The organism is Brevundimonas sp. 374, from assembly GCF_900102995.1.
Taxonomy (GTDB): domain Bacteria; phylum Pseudomonadota; class Alphaproteobacteria; order Caulobacterales; family Caulobacteraceae; genus Brevundimonas; species Brevundimonas vesicularis_C.
Window position 1 is genome coordinate 288,685 of the sequence record NZ_FNKT01000002.1, and the last position, 14,100, is coordinate 302,784.

Below are 14,100 nucleotides of genomic sequence, written 5' to 3' on the forward strand. Positions count from 1 at the left end.
CGCGAGTTTGGAAAGAAGAGCCGAAGCCTAGCCCCCGAGCAGGGCCGCCGCGAACGCCTCACCTGCCGGTCCCGCCGACTTCGGCCCGAGCACCGCGCTGGCCGCCTGGCCAGAGGCCAGCACCCGGCCGCCGACCGCGCGCACGTCCTCGATCGTCTGGGCTTCCAGCTGTTCGGTCATCGACAGGCTGGAACGCGGGGCGCCGAAGATCAGGGTCTGGGCGGCGTTGCGCCCGGCCCGGCTCATCGGGCTTTCGTCCGACATCCACAGACCGGCCTTCATAACAGCCTTGGCGCGCGACAGCTCCTTTTCGGTTGGCCCAACCTCGGCCAGGGCCCGCACCTCGGCCGCCGAGACCTCGGCCAGTTCTTTCGCCCGATCCGCCGCCGCCCCGGCGTAGATGCCCAGCACGCCCGTATCCTCGTACGGCTCCTGATAAGCGTCGATGGCGTAGGCCAGGCCCCGCTCCTCGCGCGCGCTCTGGAACAGGCGGGACGCCATGCCCCCGCCCAGAATCTCGCTGAACAGCCGCATGGCCGAAAGCGCCGGATCGGTCGCCGAAAGCGCCGGCAGTTGGAACACCAGATTGGCCTGTTCGATCTTGCGCGTCAGCTTCGCATGGCCTCCGACGAAGGCGGCCGGCGCGGGTGCGTCAGCCGGCGTCGCGACCGCATCGCCGAACCAGCGCTCGGCCAGGTCCAGCAGCTCGGTCTCGTCCACCGCGCCTGAGACCGACACCACCATTCGGTCGGGCGAATATAGCCGCGCGCGCCACGCCTCGACCGACGCCTTGTCGGCCGGCTTCAGGCTGGCGACAGAGCCCAGGATCGGACGGCCCAGCGGTTGTTTGGCGAAGGCGCGCGTCTGCACCATCTCGAACACATGGTCGTCGGGCGTGTCGAAGGCCTCGGCGATCTCCTGGGCCACCACGTCCTTCTCGCGCTCGATCTCGGCCGGGTCGAGGGTGGGACGGAACACCAGGTCCGACAGCACCTGCATCGCCAGCGGCAGCGAGCCGTCCAGCCCTCGCACCTCGAAGCTGGTCCGCTCATAGCCGGTGGAAGCGTTGATGGTGCCGCCCTCGGCCTCGATCCGCTCGACGATCTCGCGCGCGGCCATGTCGCCGGCGCCCTTGAACACCAGATGCTCCAGCAGGTGCGACCAGCCGGACCGATCCAGCGGCTCCCACCGCGCCCCGCCCTTGACGGTGACGACGACGGCCAGGGTCTTCAGCCCCGGCATCGGATCGCAGATGACGCGGACGCCGTTGGACAGGGTGTGAAGCGTAGCGGTCAGGACTTTAGTCTTTCCTATCGCCGCGCACGCGGTGCGCGGCTGCTTGAGGACCGTCTTTCTTGATGCGACGGCGAAGCAGGGCCACATAGAAACCCGCAAGCGCGATCGCTAGTCCGAACCATGTCAGGGCGTATCCGAAATGGTTGTTGGAAAAGGCCGCAGGCGGCGCGGACGGCCTCAGCGCCGGGAACTCGGGATTGACGGCGGTGATGGCGAACACGGCCTCGGGCCGGACCGGGCCGGTGACGTTCAGCGCCTTGGCCATCGCCGCCGTGTCGCGGGCGTAGAAGCGGCCGTCGCGGGGCGCCGGGCTCATGGCGCCGGGCTTGTCGAAGGTGCGGAACTCTCCGACCATCACCAGCGGCAGGGTGGTTTCGAGCACGCGCGGACGCGCCGTCACGCCGTCGCCGACAAAGCCACGATCGACCAGCAGGGTGAAATCCGCCCCCGCCGGCTTGCACGCCGAGATCAGCCGCACCCCGGCCTCGCCGTCATGGATGCTTTGAAGCTCGACGAAGGGCGCGCTGGCCAGGCCCGGACAGACGATCAGCGCCTTCCTGAACTCCAGATCGCCCCCATTCCTTGTCTCGGCAAGCACCTGATCCAGCGGCGCGGGCGGTTTCGCCGCCGCCGCATCAGCCGCCGCGATCAGCCCTTCCTTCCACTTCAGCCGCTCGACCTGCCACACGCCCAGGCCTATCAGCAGGATCAGGCCCAGCACCGTCAGCACGGTCAGGATCCAGGGGAAACGCTTCATCGCTGGTTCCGATATTGCAGCCCGATCATCAGCCCCCGCCCCGGCCGCATCAGGGCCAGCGACAAAGCGACCACCAGCGGCAGCCAGACGATCAGATGCAGCCACATGGGCGGATGGTATTTGATTTCGACGAACAGGGCCGAGAAGCCGACGATGAATCCGGCGATCTGCATGATGAAGCTGGCGGGGCCGTCGCCCGTCTGGATGGTGGAATAGTCCAGACCGCAGGCCGTGCAGGCGGGAGCCACCTTCAGAAAGCCCGCGAACAGCGCGCCTTGGCCGCACCGGGGACAACGCCCCCGCAACGCCCAGCGAACCGGCGTATCGGAAACGACGACGGCGCGGGACGATTCCTCGTCCCGCGCCGCTGCGATGTCTTCAGGGCCGTCTTGGATCAACCGAAGACGACATAGACGAAGGCGAACAGGAACAGCCAGACCACGTCCACGAAGTGCCAGTACCAGGCCGCCGCCTCGAAGCCGAAATGCTTCTGCGGGGTGAAGTCGCCCTTCAGCAGACGGATCAGGCAGACCGCCAGGAAGATGGTGCCGATCAGGACGTGGAAGCCGTGGAAGCCCGTCGCCATGAAGAAGATCGAGCCGTACAGGCCCGAGTTCACGGCCTCCTCGTTGAAGAACAGCTTCTCGTGCAGGATGTGGTTGTACTCATAGGCCTGGACGCAGGTGAACAGCACGCCCAGGGCCACAGTGATGATCAGGGCGATCTTGGCGCCCTTGCGGTCGCCGACCTGGATCGCGTGGTGGGCCCAGGTGACGGTGCAGCCCGAGAGCAGCAGGGTCACGGTGTTCAGCAGCGGAAGTTGCCACGGCGACAGAACCTCGACGCCCTTCGGCGGCCACGTCGACCAGGCCTTGGCGGTGTCGGCCCAGGTGCCGACTTCCGGCGTAAGCGCCCGCGATTCATGGAACAGGGCCATGTCGAAGAACATCCAGAAGAAGGCGACGAAGAACATCACCTCCGACGCGATGAACAGGATCATGCCGTAGCGCAGGCCCAGCGACACGACCGGCGTATGGTCGCCCGCCTTGGATTCCTTGATGACGTCCGCCCACCAGCAGAAGGCCGAGATCAGCACGCCGGCCAGACCGGCGAAGAAGACGCCCGGCTTGCCTTCGGCCAGGAAGTTGGCGGCGATCGGGCCGCCGTCCGCCGGCGCCAGGCCCTTCATCCAGATCACCGCGCCGATGAACATGATGGTCGCAGCGACCGAGGACACCAGCGGCCAGGGGCTGGGCGCCACCAGGTGGTAGTCGTGCTGCGGAGTGGCGTGGGCGTCAGCCATGAATCGCGTCTCTTCGTCGGCCAGAGTCGGTTGTTATAGCGGCTATAGCGTTCGATTTTCCCCGACGCCAGAGCCACGCCGTCTTTCCGCCTTGTTCGGGCATGCGGATGGGGCTCAGCCCTTGCGGGCCATTGGATCGGCGGGATCGTCCGGGCTGTCGGCCAATGCGCCGCCCATGCCCATTCCACCGCCGCCCATCCCTGCGCCCATGCCGCCTCCGCCCCCGCCACGGCCGCCCGTTGCGCCGGCGCCTGAGCCGCGGCCTCCGGTCGAGGACGGGCGCGTCGGACCTTGCAAGGGAATGTCCGGTCCGGTCGGCACGGGCGCCAAGTCCAGCGCCTGACGGATGAAATCGCGCAGCGAAACCACCAGATCATGCGTCCGCACCGGCCGCCCGGCGACCAGTTCACGCGCCGCCTGCTGCGCCAGTCGCACCTGGTCCTCGGTGCCCAGCAGGATGATATCCGCAAGACTGGCCTCGACCGCGTCGCGGATACGCCGGGTTCGGTCCGACCCCGCCGTCGCCTCGGCGCTGAGATCCAGTCCCGCCTCGCCTTGCGAGACGTTGCGGCGGCTCAGGTCGCGCTTGTGCGTCGGATCGACGGTCAAGTCGCCGGTGAAAGATCCGCCCAGCACCTTGTAGGCGGAGATAAGGGTCTTCAGCCGTTCGTTGATCTGGCGGTTCATCCGCTCGCGCCGCTGCTGGATGGTGAACATCATCACCAGCCGGATGCCCATGCCGATCAAAGTCACGAGCGCCAGCCCGACCAGGGTCAGCAGCAGACTGTGCCAGTTGGTGAAATCCAGACCGCGCAAATCCCGTCTCCGTCTCCGCGTGCAGCATGCACCTGGAGATGAAACGCACGCCGACGCGAACGGCGCCGTGTGATCAGCCGTTCATCGCCGCGAACGCCTTCGCTGAAAAGGCCGACAGCGGCTGGGGAAGGTCGTCCAGCGCGAACCAGCCGATCTCCGACAGCTTGTCCGGCTCGGTCAGCGTCGGCTCGCCGGTGAAGTCCCGGGTGACATAGATCAGGGACACCCAGTGCTGGCCGTCGGCAGGAATGATCTCTTCGGCCAGGCACAGAAAGTCGACGGCGCCGATCTTCAGCCCGCTCTCCTCCTCGGCCTCGCGCCGCGCGGCGTCGATGGAGCGCTCCATCAGGTCGACCTTGCCGCCGACGATGTTCCAGAACCCGGCCTCGGGCGCCTTCAGCCGCTTGCACAGCAAGACCCGCCCATCGGCGCGCTGGATCACCAGCCCGCAGCCGACGCCGGGAAAGTCCACGCCCGGCTTCAACGTCACGCCTTCGGCGCGTCCACGGACGGATAGAAGGTGTAGCTCAGGGTGATGTCGCGCGCGCCCTTGGCCTCACGGTCCGTGGCCAGTTCGGGGGCGATGAAATACTGGACCGGGAACTGGCGCGTCTCGCCCGCCGCCAGCGTCTGGTCGGTGAAACAGAAGCATTGCAGCTTCTGGAAATACGGCCCCGTCTGCTCGGGTGAGACATTGTAGCTGGCGCGCACCTGGATCGGCTTGTCCGAGGTGTTGGTCACGTCGAAATAGGCCAGGCCCGTCTCGCCGATCCGCACCCGCTGGGTCGACTGCTCGGCGCGGAAGGTCATCGGCACGCCACGCACATTGGTGTCGAACCGCACCATGACCGTCTCGTCCAGCACGGTGTCGGAGGCCTTGTCGGCCTTCATCGTCGTGCCGCCAAAGCCCGTGACCTGACAGAACATCCGATAGAGCGGCACCGCCGCGAACGCCGCCCCGGTCATGCCCATCACCCCGAAAACACAGATGATGGCGATCAGATTCTTGCGGCCCGCCTTCATGGCTGTGAGGTCTCCACCGCCGTCGCCAGGGCGCGCTCGGCCGCCTGGTTCTGTTGCAGGCGCAGCACCGTGGTGGCGAACACCAGCACGATGAAGGCCACCAGCGCCGAGGCGATCCAGACGTTGCGACGCTTGCGCGCGCGAAGTTCCTCAGGCGTCAGACGCATGGTTTTACGCTCCCAGACCGGACAGGGCCTCGACCAGCAGCGCCGAGAACAGCGCCATCAGATAGAGGATGGAAAAGGCGAAAAGGTCACGCGCCGGTTTGGCCTGGACCTTGACGTCATACAATGCGGCCTCGCGTCCCACGGCCTCGGCCTTGTCCGGCTCGTCGCCCGCGCGCGAGCGATAGAGACGCACCGCCAGGCCCAGGAAGCCCAGGCCGCCCAAGACCGACACGACCAGATAAATGATCCCCCCCAGGCCCGCGAAGGCCGGGGCGATCGCGACCGGCACGAAGACCAGGGTGTAGAGCAGGATCTGCAACCGGGTGGACTTGGCGCCCCTGGCCACCGGCATCATCGGAATGCCCGCCTTGGCGTAGTCGCCGGCCGAATACAGCGCCAGCGCCCAGCTGTGCGGCGGGGTCCACAGGAAGATGATCAGAAACAGCAGCCACGCCTGCCACGGCGCATGGCCCGTCGCCGCCGCCCAGCCGATCACCGGCGGAAAGGCGCCTGCCGCGCCGCCGATGACGATGTTCTGGGGCGTCCGCCGCTTCAGCAGCAGGGTGTAGAAGCCGGCGTAATAGACGATGGTCATGGCCAGCAGACCGGCCGCCAGCCAGTTGGTGTTCATACCCAACAGCATGACCGAGAACAGGCTCAGGATGACGCCGAATGCCATGGCGTCGTTCTTGCGCACACGTCCCGCCGCCACCGGCCGGCCGCGCGTGCGCCGCATCAGGGCGTCGGTTTCGCCTTCCAGCGCCATGTTCAGCGCCCCGGCCGCCCCTGCGCCCACGGCGATGCACAGGATGGCGATGGCCGCGACCAGCGGATTGACCGATCCGGGCGCGACGATCAGCCCGGTCGCAGCGGTGAACACCACCAGCGACATCACGCGCGGCTTCAGCAGCTGGAAGAAATCCTCCGGCTGGGCGGTCGAGATGGCGGGGCGGGTCTGAACTTCGGTCATCGGTGAGGGCCGCATAGCATACCCAAATGAAGAAGGCCGCCCCTTCCGACGGAAAGAGCGGCCTTCGATTTCATATCGCCGGAAAGGCTTAGTGCTCTTCCGCCTTGATGACCGGCAGTTCGTTGAACTGGTGGGCCGGGGGCGGCGAGGACAGGGTCCACTCCAGGGTCGTGGCGCCTTCGCCCCACGGATTGTCGACACCCGGACGACGACGGATCGCCGCCTCGGCCAGCATGATCAGGAAGACCAGCACGCCGACCGCCGTGATCGCATAGCCGATCGACGAGACGTGGTTCCACAGGGTGAAGGCTTCCGGATAGTCGATGTAGCGACGCGGCATGCCCTGCAGACCCAGGAAGTGCTGCGGGAAGAACACCAGGTTCACGCCCACGAACATGATCCAGAAGTGTGTCGCGCCCAGGAACTCGTTGTACTTCACCCCGAACATCTTCTCGAACCAGTAGTAGAAGCCCGCGAAGATGGCGAAGACGGCGCCCAGCGACAGCACGTAGTGGAAGTGCGCCACCACGTAGTAGGTGTCGTGCAGGCTGTAATCGATGCCGGCGTTCGACAGGACCACGCCGGTCACGCCGCCGACGGTGAACAGGAAGATGAAGCCGATCGCCCACAGCATGGGTGTCTTGAAGCTGATGGAGCCGCCCCACATGGTGGCGATCCAGCTGAAGATCTTCACGCCCGTCGGCACCGCGATGATCATGGTGGCGGCGATGAAATAGGCGCGCAGATTGATGCTCATGCCGACCGTGTACATGTGGTGCGCCCACACGATGAAGCCGACGAAGCCGATGGCCACCATGGCGTAGGCCATGGCCAGATATCCGAACACCGGCTTGCGGCTGAAGGTCGAGACGATGTGGCTGATGATGCCGAAGCCCGGCAGGATCAGGATGTACACTTCCGGATGACCGAAGAACCAGAACAGGTGCTGGTACATGATCGGGTCGCCGCCGCCGGCGGGATCGAAGAAGTGGGTGTGGAAGTTGCGGTCCGTCAGCAGCATGGTGATGGCGCCGGCCAGCACGGGCAGCGACAGCAGCAGCAGGAAGGCGGTGATCAGCACCGACCAGGCGAACAGCGGCATCCGGTGGATCGTCATGCCCGGCGCGCGCATGTTCAGGATGGTGGTGATGAAGTTGATCGCGCCCAGGATCGAGCTGGCGCCCGCGACGTGCAGGGCGAAGATGGCCAGGTCGAAGGCGGGGCCGACGTGGCCCGTGGTCGACAGCGGCGGATAGGCCGTCCAGCCCCCGCCGAAGCCCTTGCCCGGTCCGCCGTCGGTGAACATCGACAGGATCAGCAGGCACCAAGCGGCGACCAGCAGCCAGAACGAGATGTTGTTCATGCGCGGGAAGGCCATGTCCGGCGCGCCGATCATGATCGGCACGAACCAGTTGCCGAAGCCGCCGATCATGGCGGGCATGACCATGAAGAAGATCATGATCAGGGCGTGGGCCGTGACGACGGCGTTATAGCCGTGCTTGGATTGCTCCACGAGACCCAGCAGCTGGATCGAGGAACCCTCCTTGAAGATCTGGATGCCCGGCTCGGCCAGTTCCCAGCGGATCAGGCCCGACAGGGCGCCGCCCACGATGCCCGCCATGATGGCGAACATCAGATACAGGGTGCCGATGTCCTTGTGGTTGGTCGACAGGAACCAGCGGGTGAAGAAGCCCAGCTTGTGGTCGTGATGGTGATCGTCATGAGCGTGACCGATGTGGGTCGCGTCGCGGGTTACGGTAGCGTCAGCCATGTGTCTCTGTTCGCCTCTTACTGGGCGGCCGGCGCGGCGGACGCCGCGGCGGGAACGGGTTGGTCGGCGGTGGCGCCGACGGGGGCGGCGACCGGGGTCGCGGCGTCGGCGGCGGGCGCGGGCGCGGCAGCAGCCGGAGCCGCGGCGGGCGCGGCGACCTTGGGCGTCATCGAACCGCCCTTGGAGGCGATCCACTGTTCGAACTGGGCCTGGGTCACGACCCGGATTTCCAGCGGCATGAAGGCGTGGTCGACGCCGCACAGTTCCGAGCACTGACCATAGAAGACGCCGGTGCGCTCGGCCTTGAACCAGGTGGTGTTGATGCGGCCGGGAACGGCGTCGGTCTTCAGACCGAACGCCGGCAGGGCGACGGCGTGGATGACGTCTGAGGCGGTGATGACCAGCTGGACCGTCTTGCCGACCGGCACGACCATCGGCTCGGTCGCGGCCAGGCGATAGGGCACGCCCTTGGCCTTGGCTTCCTCTTCCGGGAGCATGTTGGAGATGTATTCCGCGACGCCCTGGTCCGGATACTCATAGGCCCAGTTCCACTGGTTGCCGGTCACCTTCACCGTCAGGTCCGGCGACGGCATGTCGTGATAGGCGAACAGCAGGCGGAACGAGAACAGGGAGATGAAGACCAGGATCAGCACCGGCAGCACGGTCCAGATGATCTCGATCGTGGTGTTGTGGCTCCAGCGCGCAGGCGTCGGATTGGCCTTCTTGTTGTAGCGGAACACGATCCACGCCAGCAGGCCCAGCACCAGCAGGGTGATGGCCGTGATGATCGGCATCAGGATCACGTCGTGGAAGAAGTGCGCATCATGCTTCAGCGGCGACGCCGCCGGTTGCAGCGTGATGCCGCCCGGGGTCGGCTGACCCATCAGGTCCTGCGCCCACGTCGGCGCCGCAGCGAACATCGCCAGCCCGGCGCCCAGAACGATGGAGGACGCGCAAGTCGCGGCCTTCTTCAACGTCCCTTGGGCTCGCTTGCCCATCCCCATATGAGACTTCCCCATAAAACCGTTATGCAGCAGATACTTGCGAATGGCTCGCAAGAGATCACGCTGGCGCGATTCCCACGCCCGGCGTTCTCGGTCACCTATCGGATCGCTTTCGGCTTGCCAAGCGATCAACGGCGCTCAGGCCGCAAAGCCGCCTTCAGCCGGCCTCGATTAAATCGCTGTCATGTTTCGATAGCTACCTTGCGTCACAAGATACCTTGTCGTAGTCAGTGGTCATCAACGGGAGAGCCGAGGTGCCAGAAACTATCGAGATACAGCTAAAGAAGGGCGTGCTGGGGCTTTGCGTCCTCGCCCTTCTGAACCGGGCGGACAGCTACGCCTACGAGATCGCCAGCCGCCTGTCGGACGCGATCGATATGGGGGAAGGCACGATCTATCCCCTGATGCGCCGCATGCAGTCCGAAGGACAGGTCGAAACCTATCTGGTCGAATCCTCCGCCGGGCCGTCACGCAAATACTACCGCCTGACCGAAGCGGGCCGGGGGGCCCTCGCCGCCCAGACTGCCGAATGGTCCGCCTTCACCAAGGCCGTCGACGCCATCGTGGCGAACGACGCCGATCAGGGAGCCGCTCAATGACGCGCGCCGAATTCATCGATCGTCTGAAGGAAGGCCTCGTCGGCCTGCCGACCACGACCGCCAACGACATCATCGCCGACTATCAGACCCACTTCGACGACGGCATCGCCGCCGGCCGCACCGAGGCCGAGGTCGCCTCCGCGCTCGGCGATCCGGTCCGCCTGGCTCGCGAACTGAAGGCCGAGGCCGGCATCCAGCGCTGGCATCAGGAGAAGAACCCCTCCGCCGCCGCCGGCGCCGTCTTCGCGGTCCTGGGCTTGGGGGCGCTGGACATCCTGATCCTCCTGCCCCTGCTGATGGGCGTGATCGGGACCGTGTTCGGCTTCTTCATCGCCGCCATCGGACTGTTCATCGCAGGCGGCGTGATCATGGTCGCCGGTCCCTTCGCCGGCTTCCCCGGCGGGCCGTTCGCGGCGATCCTGATGGGGCTGGGCCTGATGGCCGGCGCCGTCTTCATCGGCGCACTGCTGACCATCTTCACCATCTGGCTGGTCAACGGCGTCGTCTGGTTCGCCCGCCTGCACTACCGCCTGCTGAAGCCGGCGCTTGAGCCGACCAGCGTTCAATCCACCTCGACCTCGGGAGTCTCGGCATGATCCGCACCCTGTTCATCATCGCCGGCGCCGCCCTGGTGCTGTGCCTGGTCACCGTCGGCGGCGCGCTGGCGATCGGCGGCCATGACCTCCAGCGCCACGGCTGGGCCTGGACCATCAAGGACCAGGACGGCGAGACCATCCGCTTCGAGCGGGTCAAGGGCGGCGGGACCGACGACCTCGGCCCCCTCACCACCCGCACCCTCGCCTGGACCGGCGGCGAGACCCTGACCATCGATTCCAGCATCGACGTCGATTATGTCCAGGGCGACGCGAACACCGTCGTCATCACCGGGCCCAAGGGTCTGACCGACCGGGTCCGTCTGGTCGACGGCCGCCTCGATCTGGGCGACGGCGACGAGCGGGTCGTGTTCGGCTGGGACAACGGCAACTTCTCCGCCCGCTCCGAGCGCGACGAACTGAAGGTCGTCATCACCGCGCCCAAGGTGAACCGCTTCAACGCCAAGGGCTCGGGCGACCTGCAGATCACCGGCTATGACCAGCCTTCGCTGACGCTCGACATCGCCGGCTCGGCCGAGGTCACCGCCTCGGGCCGCACCGAGGAGCTGAAGCTGGACATCGCCGGCTCGGGCGATGCGTCCCTGGGCGACCTGGCGACTCGCGACGCCTGGGTGGACATCGCCGGCTCCGGCGACGCCCGCATCGCCCCGACCGGCGACGTCAAGGTCGCCATCGCCGGCTCCGGCGACGTGGCCCTGGCCAGCCGCCCCGCCAACCTGAACAGCACCGTCTCCGGCTCCGGCGACGTCTATCAGGACTGACGGTCGCACCGATCACTGTGGAAAGGGGCTGGATCCACCAGCCCCTTTTTTCTGTGCGCCCGCCTTGGAAACAGGGAGCGGCGCCTTCACCCCTCGGGCCCTACGCGCTAAGTCAGCCGCATGACTTTCGCTCCCCTCCCCGACGCCGGCGCCAACTGGGTCGATCGGCATGCGCCGGAGGGGCTGAAGCCGTGGTTGAAGCTGGGGCGGTTCGACCGGCCCATCGGCATCTGGCTGCTGCTGCTGCCTGGGTGGCAGGGGATCACGCTGGCCTTGGCGCAGTATCGGCAAAGCCCCGGCTTTTATGATCTGTGGCTGTTCGTCGGTTTTGCCATCGGCGCCTGTCTGATGCGGGCGGCGGGGTGCGCCTTCAACGACATCGTCGATCGGGATTTCGACGCCCAGGTCGCCCGTACCGCCCAGAGACCCATTCCGTCCGGCCGCATCTCGGTGAAGCAAGCCTGGGCCTTCGTCGTCGCGTGCAGCCTGATCAGCCTTTTGATCCTGCTCACCCTGCCGACCGTCGCCATCGGGCTGGGCGTCGGGTCGCTGGGCCTTGTCGCGGCCTATCCCTTCATGAAGCGGATCACCTGGTGGCCCCAGGCCTGGCTGGGCCTGACGTTCAACTGGGGCGCGCTGATGGGGTTCGCCGCCGCCCTGCCGCTGGCGGCGGCCGCCTTGCTGCTGCCCGCCGATCTCGTCGGCGAGTTCCGGCCCTTTCTGTGGTCGCCCGCCAGCGACAGCGGCCATGCGATCGCCCTGACGTGGCAGGCCTGTCTTCCCGCCATCCTGCTGTGGATTGGCGGCGTCTTCTGGACCCTGGGCTACGACACCATCTACGCTCTGCAAGACATCGAGGACGACGCCATGATCGGCGTGAAGTCCTCGGCCCGCCGACTCGCCTCGGCCGTGCGGCCCGGCGTTGCGGTCTTCTATGGTCTGGCGGTCGCGCTCGCTGTCTTGACGGGCCTGTCCGCAAATCTCGGTCCGCTATTCTGGATAGGCCTGATCGCCTACGCCGCCCATCTGGCGCGTCAGGTCATCCGGCTGGACCGCAGCGACGGCGCCCTGGCGCTGAAACTGTTCAAGTCCAATCGCGAGGCCGGTCTGATCCTGCTGGCCGCTATCGCTCTTGGCTCAATCTCCCTGTGATCCCCCCGATGATGGAGTTTCCCATGTCGCGCACCGCCCGCATCCTGCTGTTGTCCGCCGCTGTCGCCGCCACGCTTTGCGCATCTCTGGCCGCCTGCCAGCGCAAGGAAGACAAGGCCCCGGCGCCGGCCGCACAGGCCCCGGCCGCTGCGCCGGCTATGTCGAACACGCCCGTCGTCTATGACAGCAAGACCCCCTATGCCGCCGTCAAATTGACCCTGCCCCAGGCGATCAAGACCACGCCTGCCCTGCACGCCGCCCTCTATGCCGACACGGTGCGCGACCTGAAGCAGTTCGAGGAAGGCGCCCAGTCCGATCTCAGTGAGGCCGGCGGCGGCCCTAACCCCTATGAAAAGACCATCGCCTTCGCGCCCGGCGCCGAGACCGGCAAGCTGGTCAGCCTGGCCCGCACCGATTTCGAATTCACCGGCGGGGCCCATCCCAACACCAGTTTCGACGCCGTGATCTGGGACAAGACGACCAACAAGCGGCTGGGCTTCGCTGACCTGTTCCGGCCGGGCGCCGATCTGTCGGTTCTGGATAAGGCCCTGTGCGCCGCCGCCAACGCCGCCAAACAGGCCCGCTCGCCGGGCTCGGAGGCCGCAACCCTGGACGGCAAGATGTGGACCTGCCCCAAGGCCGTCTCGACCCCGTTCGTCCTGACGCCGGGCACGACGCCGGGCAAGGCGGGCGGCGTGACCTTTCTGATGGGGCCCTATCAGATCGGCCCCTATTCGGACGGCCCCTACTGGATCGCCCTGCCGCAGAGCGTCTTCCGCGCCCTGCTCAACCCCGCCTACGCCGAGCAGTTCGACGGCGCCCCGGTCAAGGCCGGCGACGTGACGCCGAAGAACGGCTGAACCAATCCTCCCCCGTTTGCGGGGGAGGATCTTCAAGGCTCACTTCGCCAGAAACGCGTCGACCAGCTCGGCGAACCGCTCGGGCTGGTCCGCCATGATGAAATGCCGCGATCCATCGACGCGGATCAGGGTCACGCCGGGCAAGGCCGCATACTCTCGGGTCCACATCGCATCGGCCATCGCCGCCGGCGCCCCGCCGTCCGCATCGGCAGCGTAAAGCGCCGTCACCGGCGTCGTCATGGCCGCCAGCCCCGGCCGCGCATCGGTGGTCATCACATCCTTGATCGCCGCCGCCATCGCGTGTCGGTCGCCCGCCATGGACCAGGCGACGATGTCCGCCTGGGTCGCCGGATCGCGTGAATAGCCCGCCGCCGTCTGCGTCTGGCCGTTGCGGAAGGCGTCCCGCGGGGTGTTCAGAATGCCGCTCGCCGCCTGATCGGCGAAGGGACGCGCGGTCTCGGCCGTGACCTGCGGCCCGAACAGGGCGGAAAAGAAGGGCAGGCTGTCGACACTCATCAATCGTCCCACGGCATCGGGATGCGCCTGCGCCAGCCTCAGCCCGACAAGCGCGCCCATGGAATGGCCGATGACCGCTGGTCGGTTCAGGGCCTCCTGGCGAATGTAGCGATCCAGCTCATCCACCACAGGCTGCAGGAAGGGGCCGTCCCCATGCGACCACGGCTCGCCGGCGAAACCCGCCAACTGCACCAGATGCACACGGTGCGTCGCTTTCAGCCGATCGGCCGTCGCCCGCCAGACCTCCCGCGAACAGCCGAAGCCGGGGATCACGATCACGTCGGGGCCTTGGCCCACCACCTCGACCGACAGCCGGTCGGAGTTGAAGGGCGCAGCGTTGGACGCCGCTGGTAGCGTGGTCTGGGCGCGGGCCTGATCGCTGGCCACGGCGCAGGCGATCACAACGCCCAGGATGACGGCAAGGCGCGACGGGGCGAAGACGCCCCGGCAAGGGCGAATGACGTTCGACATCACAGTCTCCAATTGTAAGG

General features: G+C 66.9%; 17 protein-coding genes. 5 read left to right on the forward strand and 12 right to left on the reverse strand.

From position 1 onward, the window contains the following. Positions 1 to 27 precede the first annotated feature (27 nt). The 11 genes from BLR19_RS08840 to coxB form a co-directional block, all read right to left on the reverse strand. A complete protein-coding gene (locus tag BLR19_RS08840; protein ID WP_091749808.1) occupies positions 28 to 1,242 on the reverse strand; it encodes a M16 family metallopeptidase in 1,215 nt (404 codons plus the stop codon). 58 nt (positions 1,243 to 1,300) lie between these two features. Then, positions 1,301 to 2,053, reverse strand: a complete 753-nt coding sequence (locus BLR19_RS08845; protein ID WP_091749811.1) for an SURF1 family protein — start codon at positions 2,051 to 2,053, stop codon at positions 1,301 to 1,303. Next, positions 2,050 to 2,451 (reverse strand): DUF983 domain-containing protein, encoded by a 402-nt coding sequence (locus BLR19_RS08850; RefSeq protein WP_091749814.1) that lies wholly within the window; start codon positions 2,449 to 2,451, stop codon positions 2,050 to 2,052. Before BLR19_RS08850 ends, BLR19_RS08845 begins: the two co-directional genes overlap by 4 nt. Then, positions 2,448 to 3,356, reverse strand: coding sequence for a cytochrome c oxidase subunit 3 (locus BLR19_RS08855; RefSeq protein ID WP_055806286.1), 909 nt, complete (start codon positions 3,354 to 3,356; stop codon positions 2,448 to 2,450). Before BLR19_RS08855 ends, BLR19_RS08850 begins: the two co-directional genes overlap by 4 nt. 114 nt (positions 3,357 to 3,470) lie before the next feature. Continuing rightward, the gene (locus tag BLR19_RS08860) at positions 3,471 to 4,172 is read right to left on the reverse strand and encodes a hypothetical protein (RefSeq protein ID WP_091749817.1); all 702 of its coding nucleotides are present in this window, start codon (positions 4,170 to 4,172) and stop codon (positions 3,471 to 3,473) included. Between the two features lie 73 nt (positions 4,173 to 4,245). Next, entirely contained in the window at positions 4,246 to 4,662 is a 417-nt protein-coding gene (locus BLR19_RS08865; RefSeq protein WP_055806293.1) for an NUDIX domain-containing protein, read from the reverse strand. Continuing rightward, positions 4,659 to 5,195, reverse strand: a complete 537-nt coding sequence (locus tag BLR19_RS08870; RefSeq protein WP_017505722.1) for a cytochrome c oxidase assembly protein — start codon at positions 5,193 to 5,195, stop codon at positions 4,659 to 4,661. Before BLR19_RS08870 ends, BLR19_RS08865 begins: the two co-directional genes overlap by 4 nt. Then, a complete protein-coding gene (locus tag BLR19_RS14830; protein WP_017505721.1) occupies positions 5,192 to 5,362 on the reverse strand; it encodes a hypothetical protein in 171 nt (56 codons plus the stop codon). The genes BLR19_RS08870 and BLR19_RS14830 overlap by 4 nt, the downstream gene beginning before the upstream one ends. Positions 5,363 to 5,366: 4 nt before the next feature. Further along, entirely contained in the window at positions 5,367 to 6,332 is a 966-nt protein-coding gene (gene cyoE, locus BLR19_RS08875) for a heme o synthase (protein WP_091749823.1), read from the reverse strand. Positions 6,333 to 6,420: 88 nt separating this feature from the next. Then, on the reverse strand, positions 6,421 to 8,103 hold the full coding sequence (gene ctaD / locus BLR19_RS08880; protein WP_055753981.1) for a cytochrome c oxidase subunit I: 1,683 nt from the start codon (positions 8,101 to 8,103) through the stop codon (positions 6,421 to 6,423). A gap of 17 nt (positions 8,104 to 8,120) precedes the next feature. Further along, on the reverse strand, positions 8,121 to 9,101 hold the full coding sequence (gene coxB, locus BLR19_RS08885) for a cytochrome c oxidase subunit II (protein WP_055806299.1): 981 nt from the start codon (positions 9,099 to 9,101) through the stop codon (positions 8,121 to 8,123). A gap of 260 nt (positions 9,102 to 9,361) precedes the next feature. Here coxB and BLR19_RS08890 point away from each other — a divergent pair, with 260 nt between their 5' ends. The 5 genes from BLR19_RS08890 (at position 9,362) to BLR19_RS08910 (ending at position 13,093) form a co-directional block, all read left to right on the forward strand. Then, on the forward strand, positions 9,362 to 9,706 hold the full coding sequence (locus BLR19_RS08890) for a PadR family transcriptional regulator (RefSeq protein ID WP_039244893.1): 345 nt from the start codon (positions 9,362 to 9,364) through the stop codon (positions 9,704 to 9,706). Then, positions 9,703 to 10,302, forward strand: coding sequence for a DUF1700 domain-containing protein (locus tag BLR19_RS08895; protein WP_055753979.1), 600 nt, complete (start codon positions 9,703 to 9,705; stop codon positions 10,300 to 10,302). Before BLR19_RS08890 ends, BLR19_RS08895 begins: the two co-directional genes overlap by 4 nt. Beyond that, complete coding sequence (locus tag BLR19_RS08900) at positions 10,299 to 11,081, forward strand: GIN domain-containing protein (protein WP_091749826.1); 783 nt, start codon at positions 10,299 to 10,301, stop codon at positions 11,079 to 11,081. The genes BLR19_RS08895 and BLR19_RS08900 overlap by 4 nt, the downstream gene beginning before the upstream one ends. Positions 11,082 to 11,201: 120 nt before the next feature. After that, a complete protein-coding gene (locus BLR19_RS08905; RefSeq protein ID WP_091749829.1) occupies positions 11,202 to 12,233 on the forward strand; it encodes a UbiA family prenyltransferase in 1,032 nt (343 codons plus the stop codon). 23 nt (positions 12,234 to 12,256) lie between these two features. Then, a complete protein-coding gene (locus BLR19_RS08910; protein WP_218119376.1) occupies positions 12,257 to 13,093 on the forward strand; it encodes a DUF3298 and DUF4163 domain-containing protein in 837 nt (278 codons plus the stop codon). A gap of 39 nt (positions 13,094 to 13,132) precedes the next feature. Here BLR19_RS08910 and BLR19_RS08915 read toward each other — a convergent pair whose 3' ends face one another. Next, the gene (locus BLR19_RS08915) at positions 13,133 to 14,080 is read right to left on the reverse strand and encodes an alpha/beta fold hydrolase (RefSeq protein WP_066549686.1); all 948 of its coding nucleotides are present in this window, start codon (positions 14,078 to 14,080) and stop codon (positions 13,133 to 13,135) included. Between the last annotated feature and the right edge of the window lie 20 nt (positions 14,081 to 14,100).

Bases quoted from the DNA above. Each gene is read 5' to 3' on its own strand.
- BLR19_RS08840 (WP_091749808.1), bottom strand. From the start codon at position 1,242: ATGCCGGGGCTGAAGACCCTGGCCGTCGTCGTCACCGTCAAGGGCGGG.
- BLR19_RS08845 (WP_091749811.1), bottom strand. From the start codon at position 2,053: ATGAAGCGTTTCCCCTGGATCCTGACCGTGCTGACGGTGCTGGGCCTG.
- BLR19_RS08855 (WP_055806286.1), bottom strand. From the start codon at position 3,356: ATGGCTGACGCCCACGCCACTCCGCAGCACGACTACCACCTGGTGGCG.
- BLR19_RS08870 (WP_017505722.1), bottom strand. From the start codon at position 5,195: ATGAAGGCGGGCCGCAAGAATCTGATCGCCATCATCTGTGTTTTCGGG.
- BLR19_RS14830 (WP_017505721.1), bottom strand. From the start codon at position 5,362: ATGCGTCTGACGCCTGAGGAACTTCGCGCGCGCAAGCGTCGCAACGTC.
- cyoE (WP_091749823.1), bottom strand. From the start codon at position 6,332: ATGACCGAAGTTCAGACCCGCCCCGCCATCTCGACCGCCCAGCCGGAG.
- ctaD (WP_055753981.1), bottom strand. From the start codon at position 8,103: ATGGCTGACGCTACCGTAACCCGCGACGCGACCCACATCGGTCACGCT.
- coxB (WP_055806299.1), bottom strand. From the start codon at position 9,101: ATGGGCAAGCGAGCCCAAGGGACGTTGAAGAAGGCCGCGACTTGCGCG.
- BLR19_RS08895 (WP_055753979.1), top strand. From the start codon at position 9,703: ATGACGCGCGCCGAATTCATCGATCGTCTGAAGGAAGGCCTCGTCGGC.
- BLR19_RS08900 (WP_091749826.1), top strand. From the start codon at position 10,299: ATGATCCGCACCCTGTTCATCATCGCCGGCGCCGCCCTGGTGCTGTGC.
- BLR19_RS08905 (WP_091749829.1), top strand. From the start codon at position 11,202: ATGACTTTCGCTCCCCTCCCCGACGCCGGCGCCAACTGGGTCGATCGG.
- BLR19_RS08910 (WP_218119376.1), top strand. From the start codon at position 12,257: ATGTCGCGCACCGCCCGCATCCTGCTGTTGTCCGCCGCTGTCGCCGCC.
- BLR19_RS08915 (WP_066549686.1), bottom strand. From the start codon at position 14,080: ATGTCGAACGTCATTCGCCCTTGCCGGGGCGTCTTCGCCCCGTCGCGC.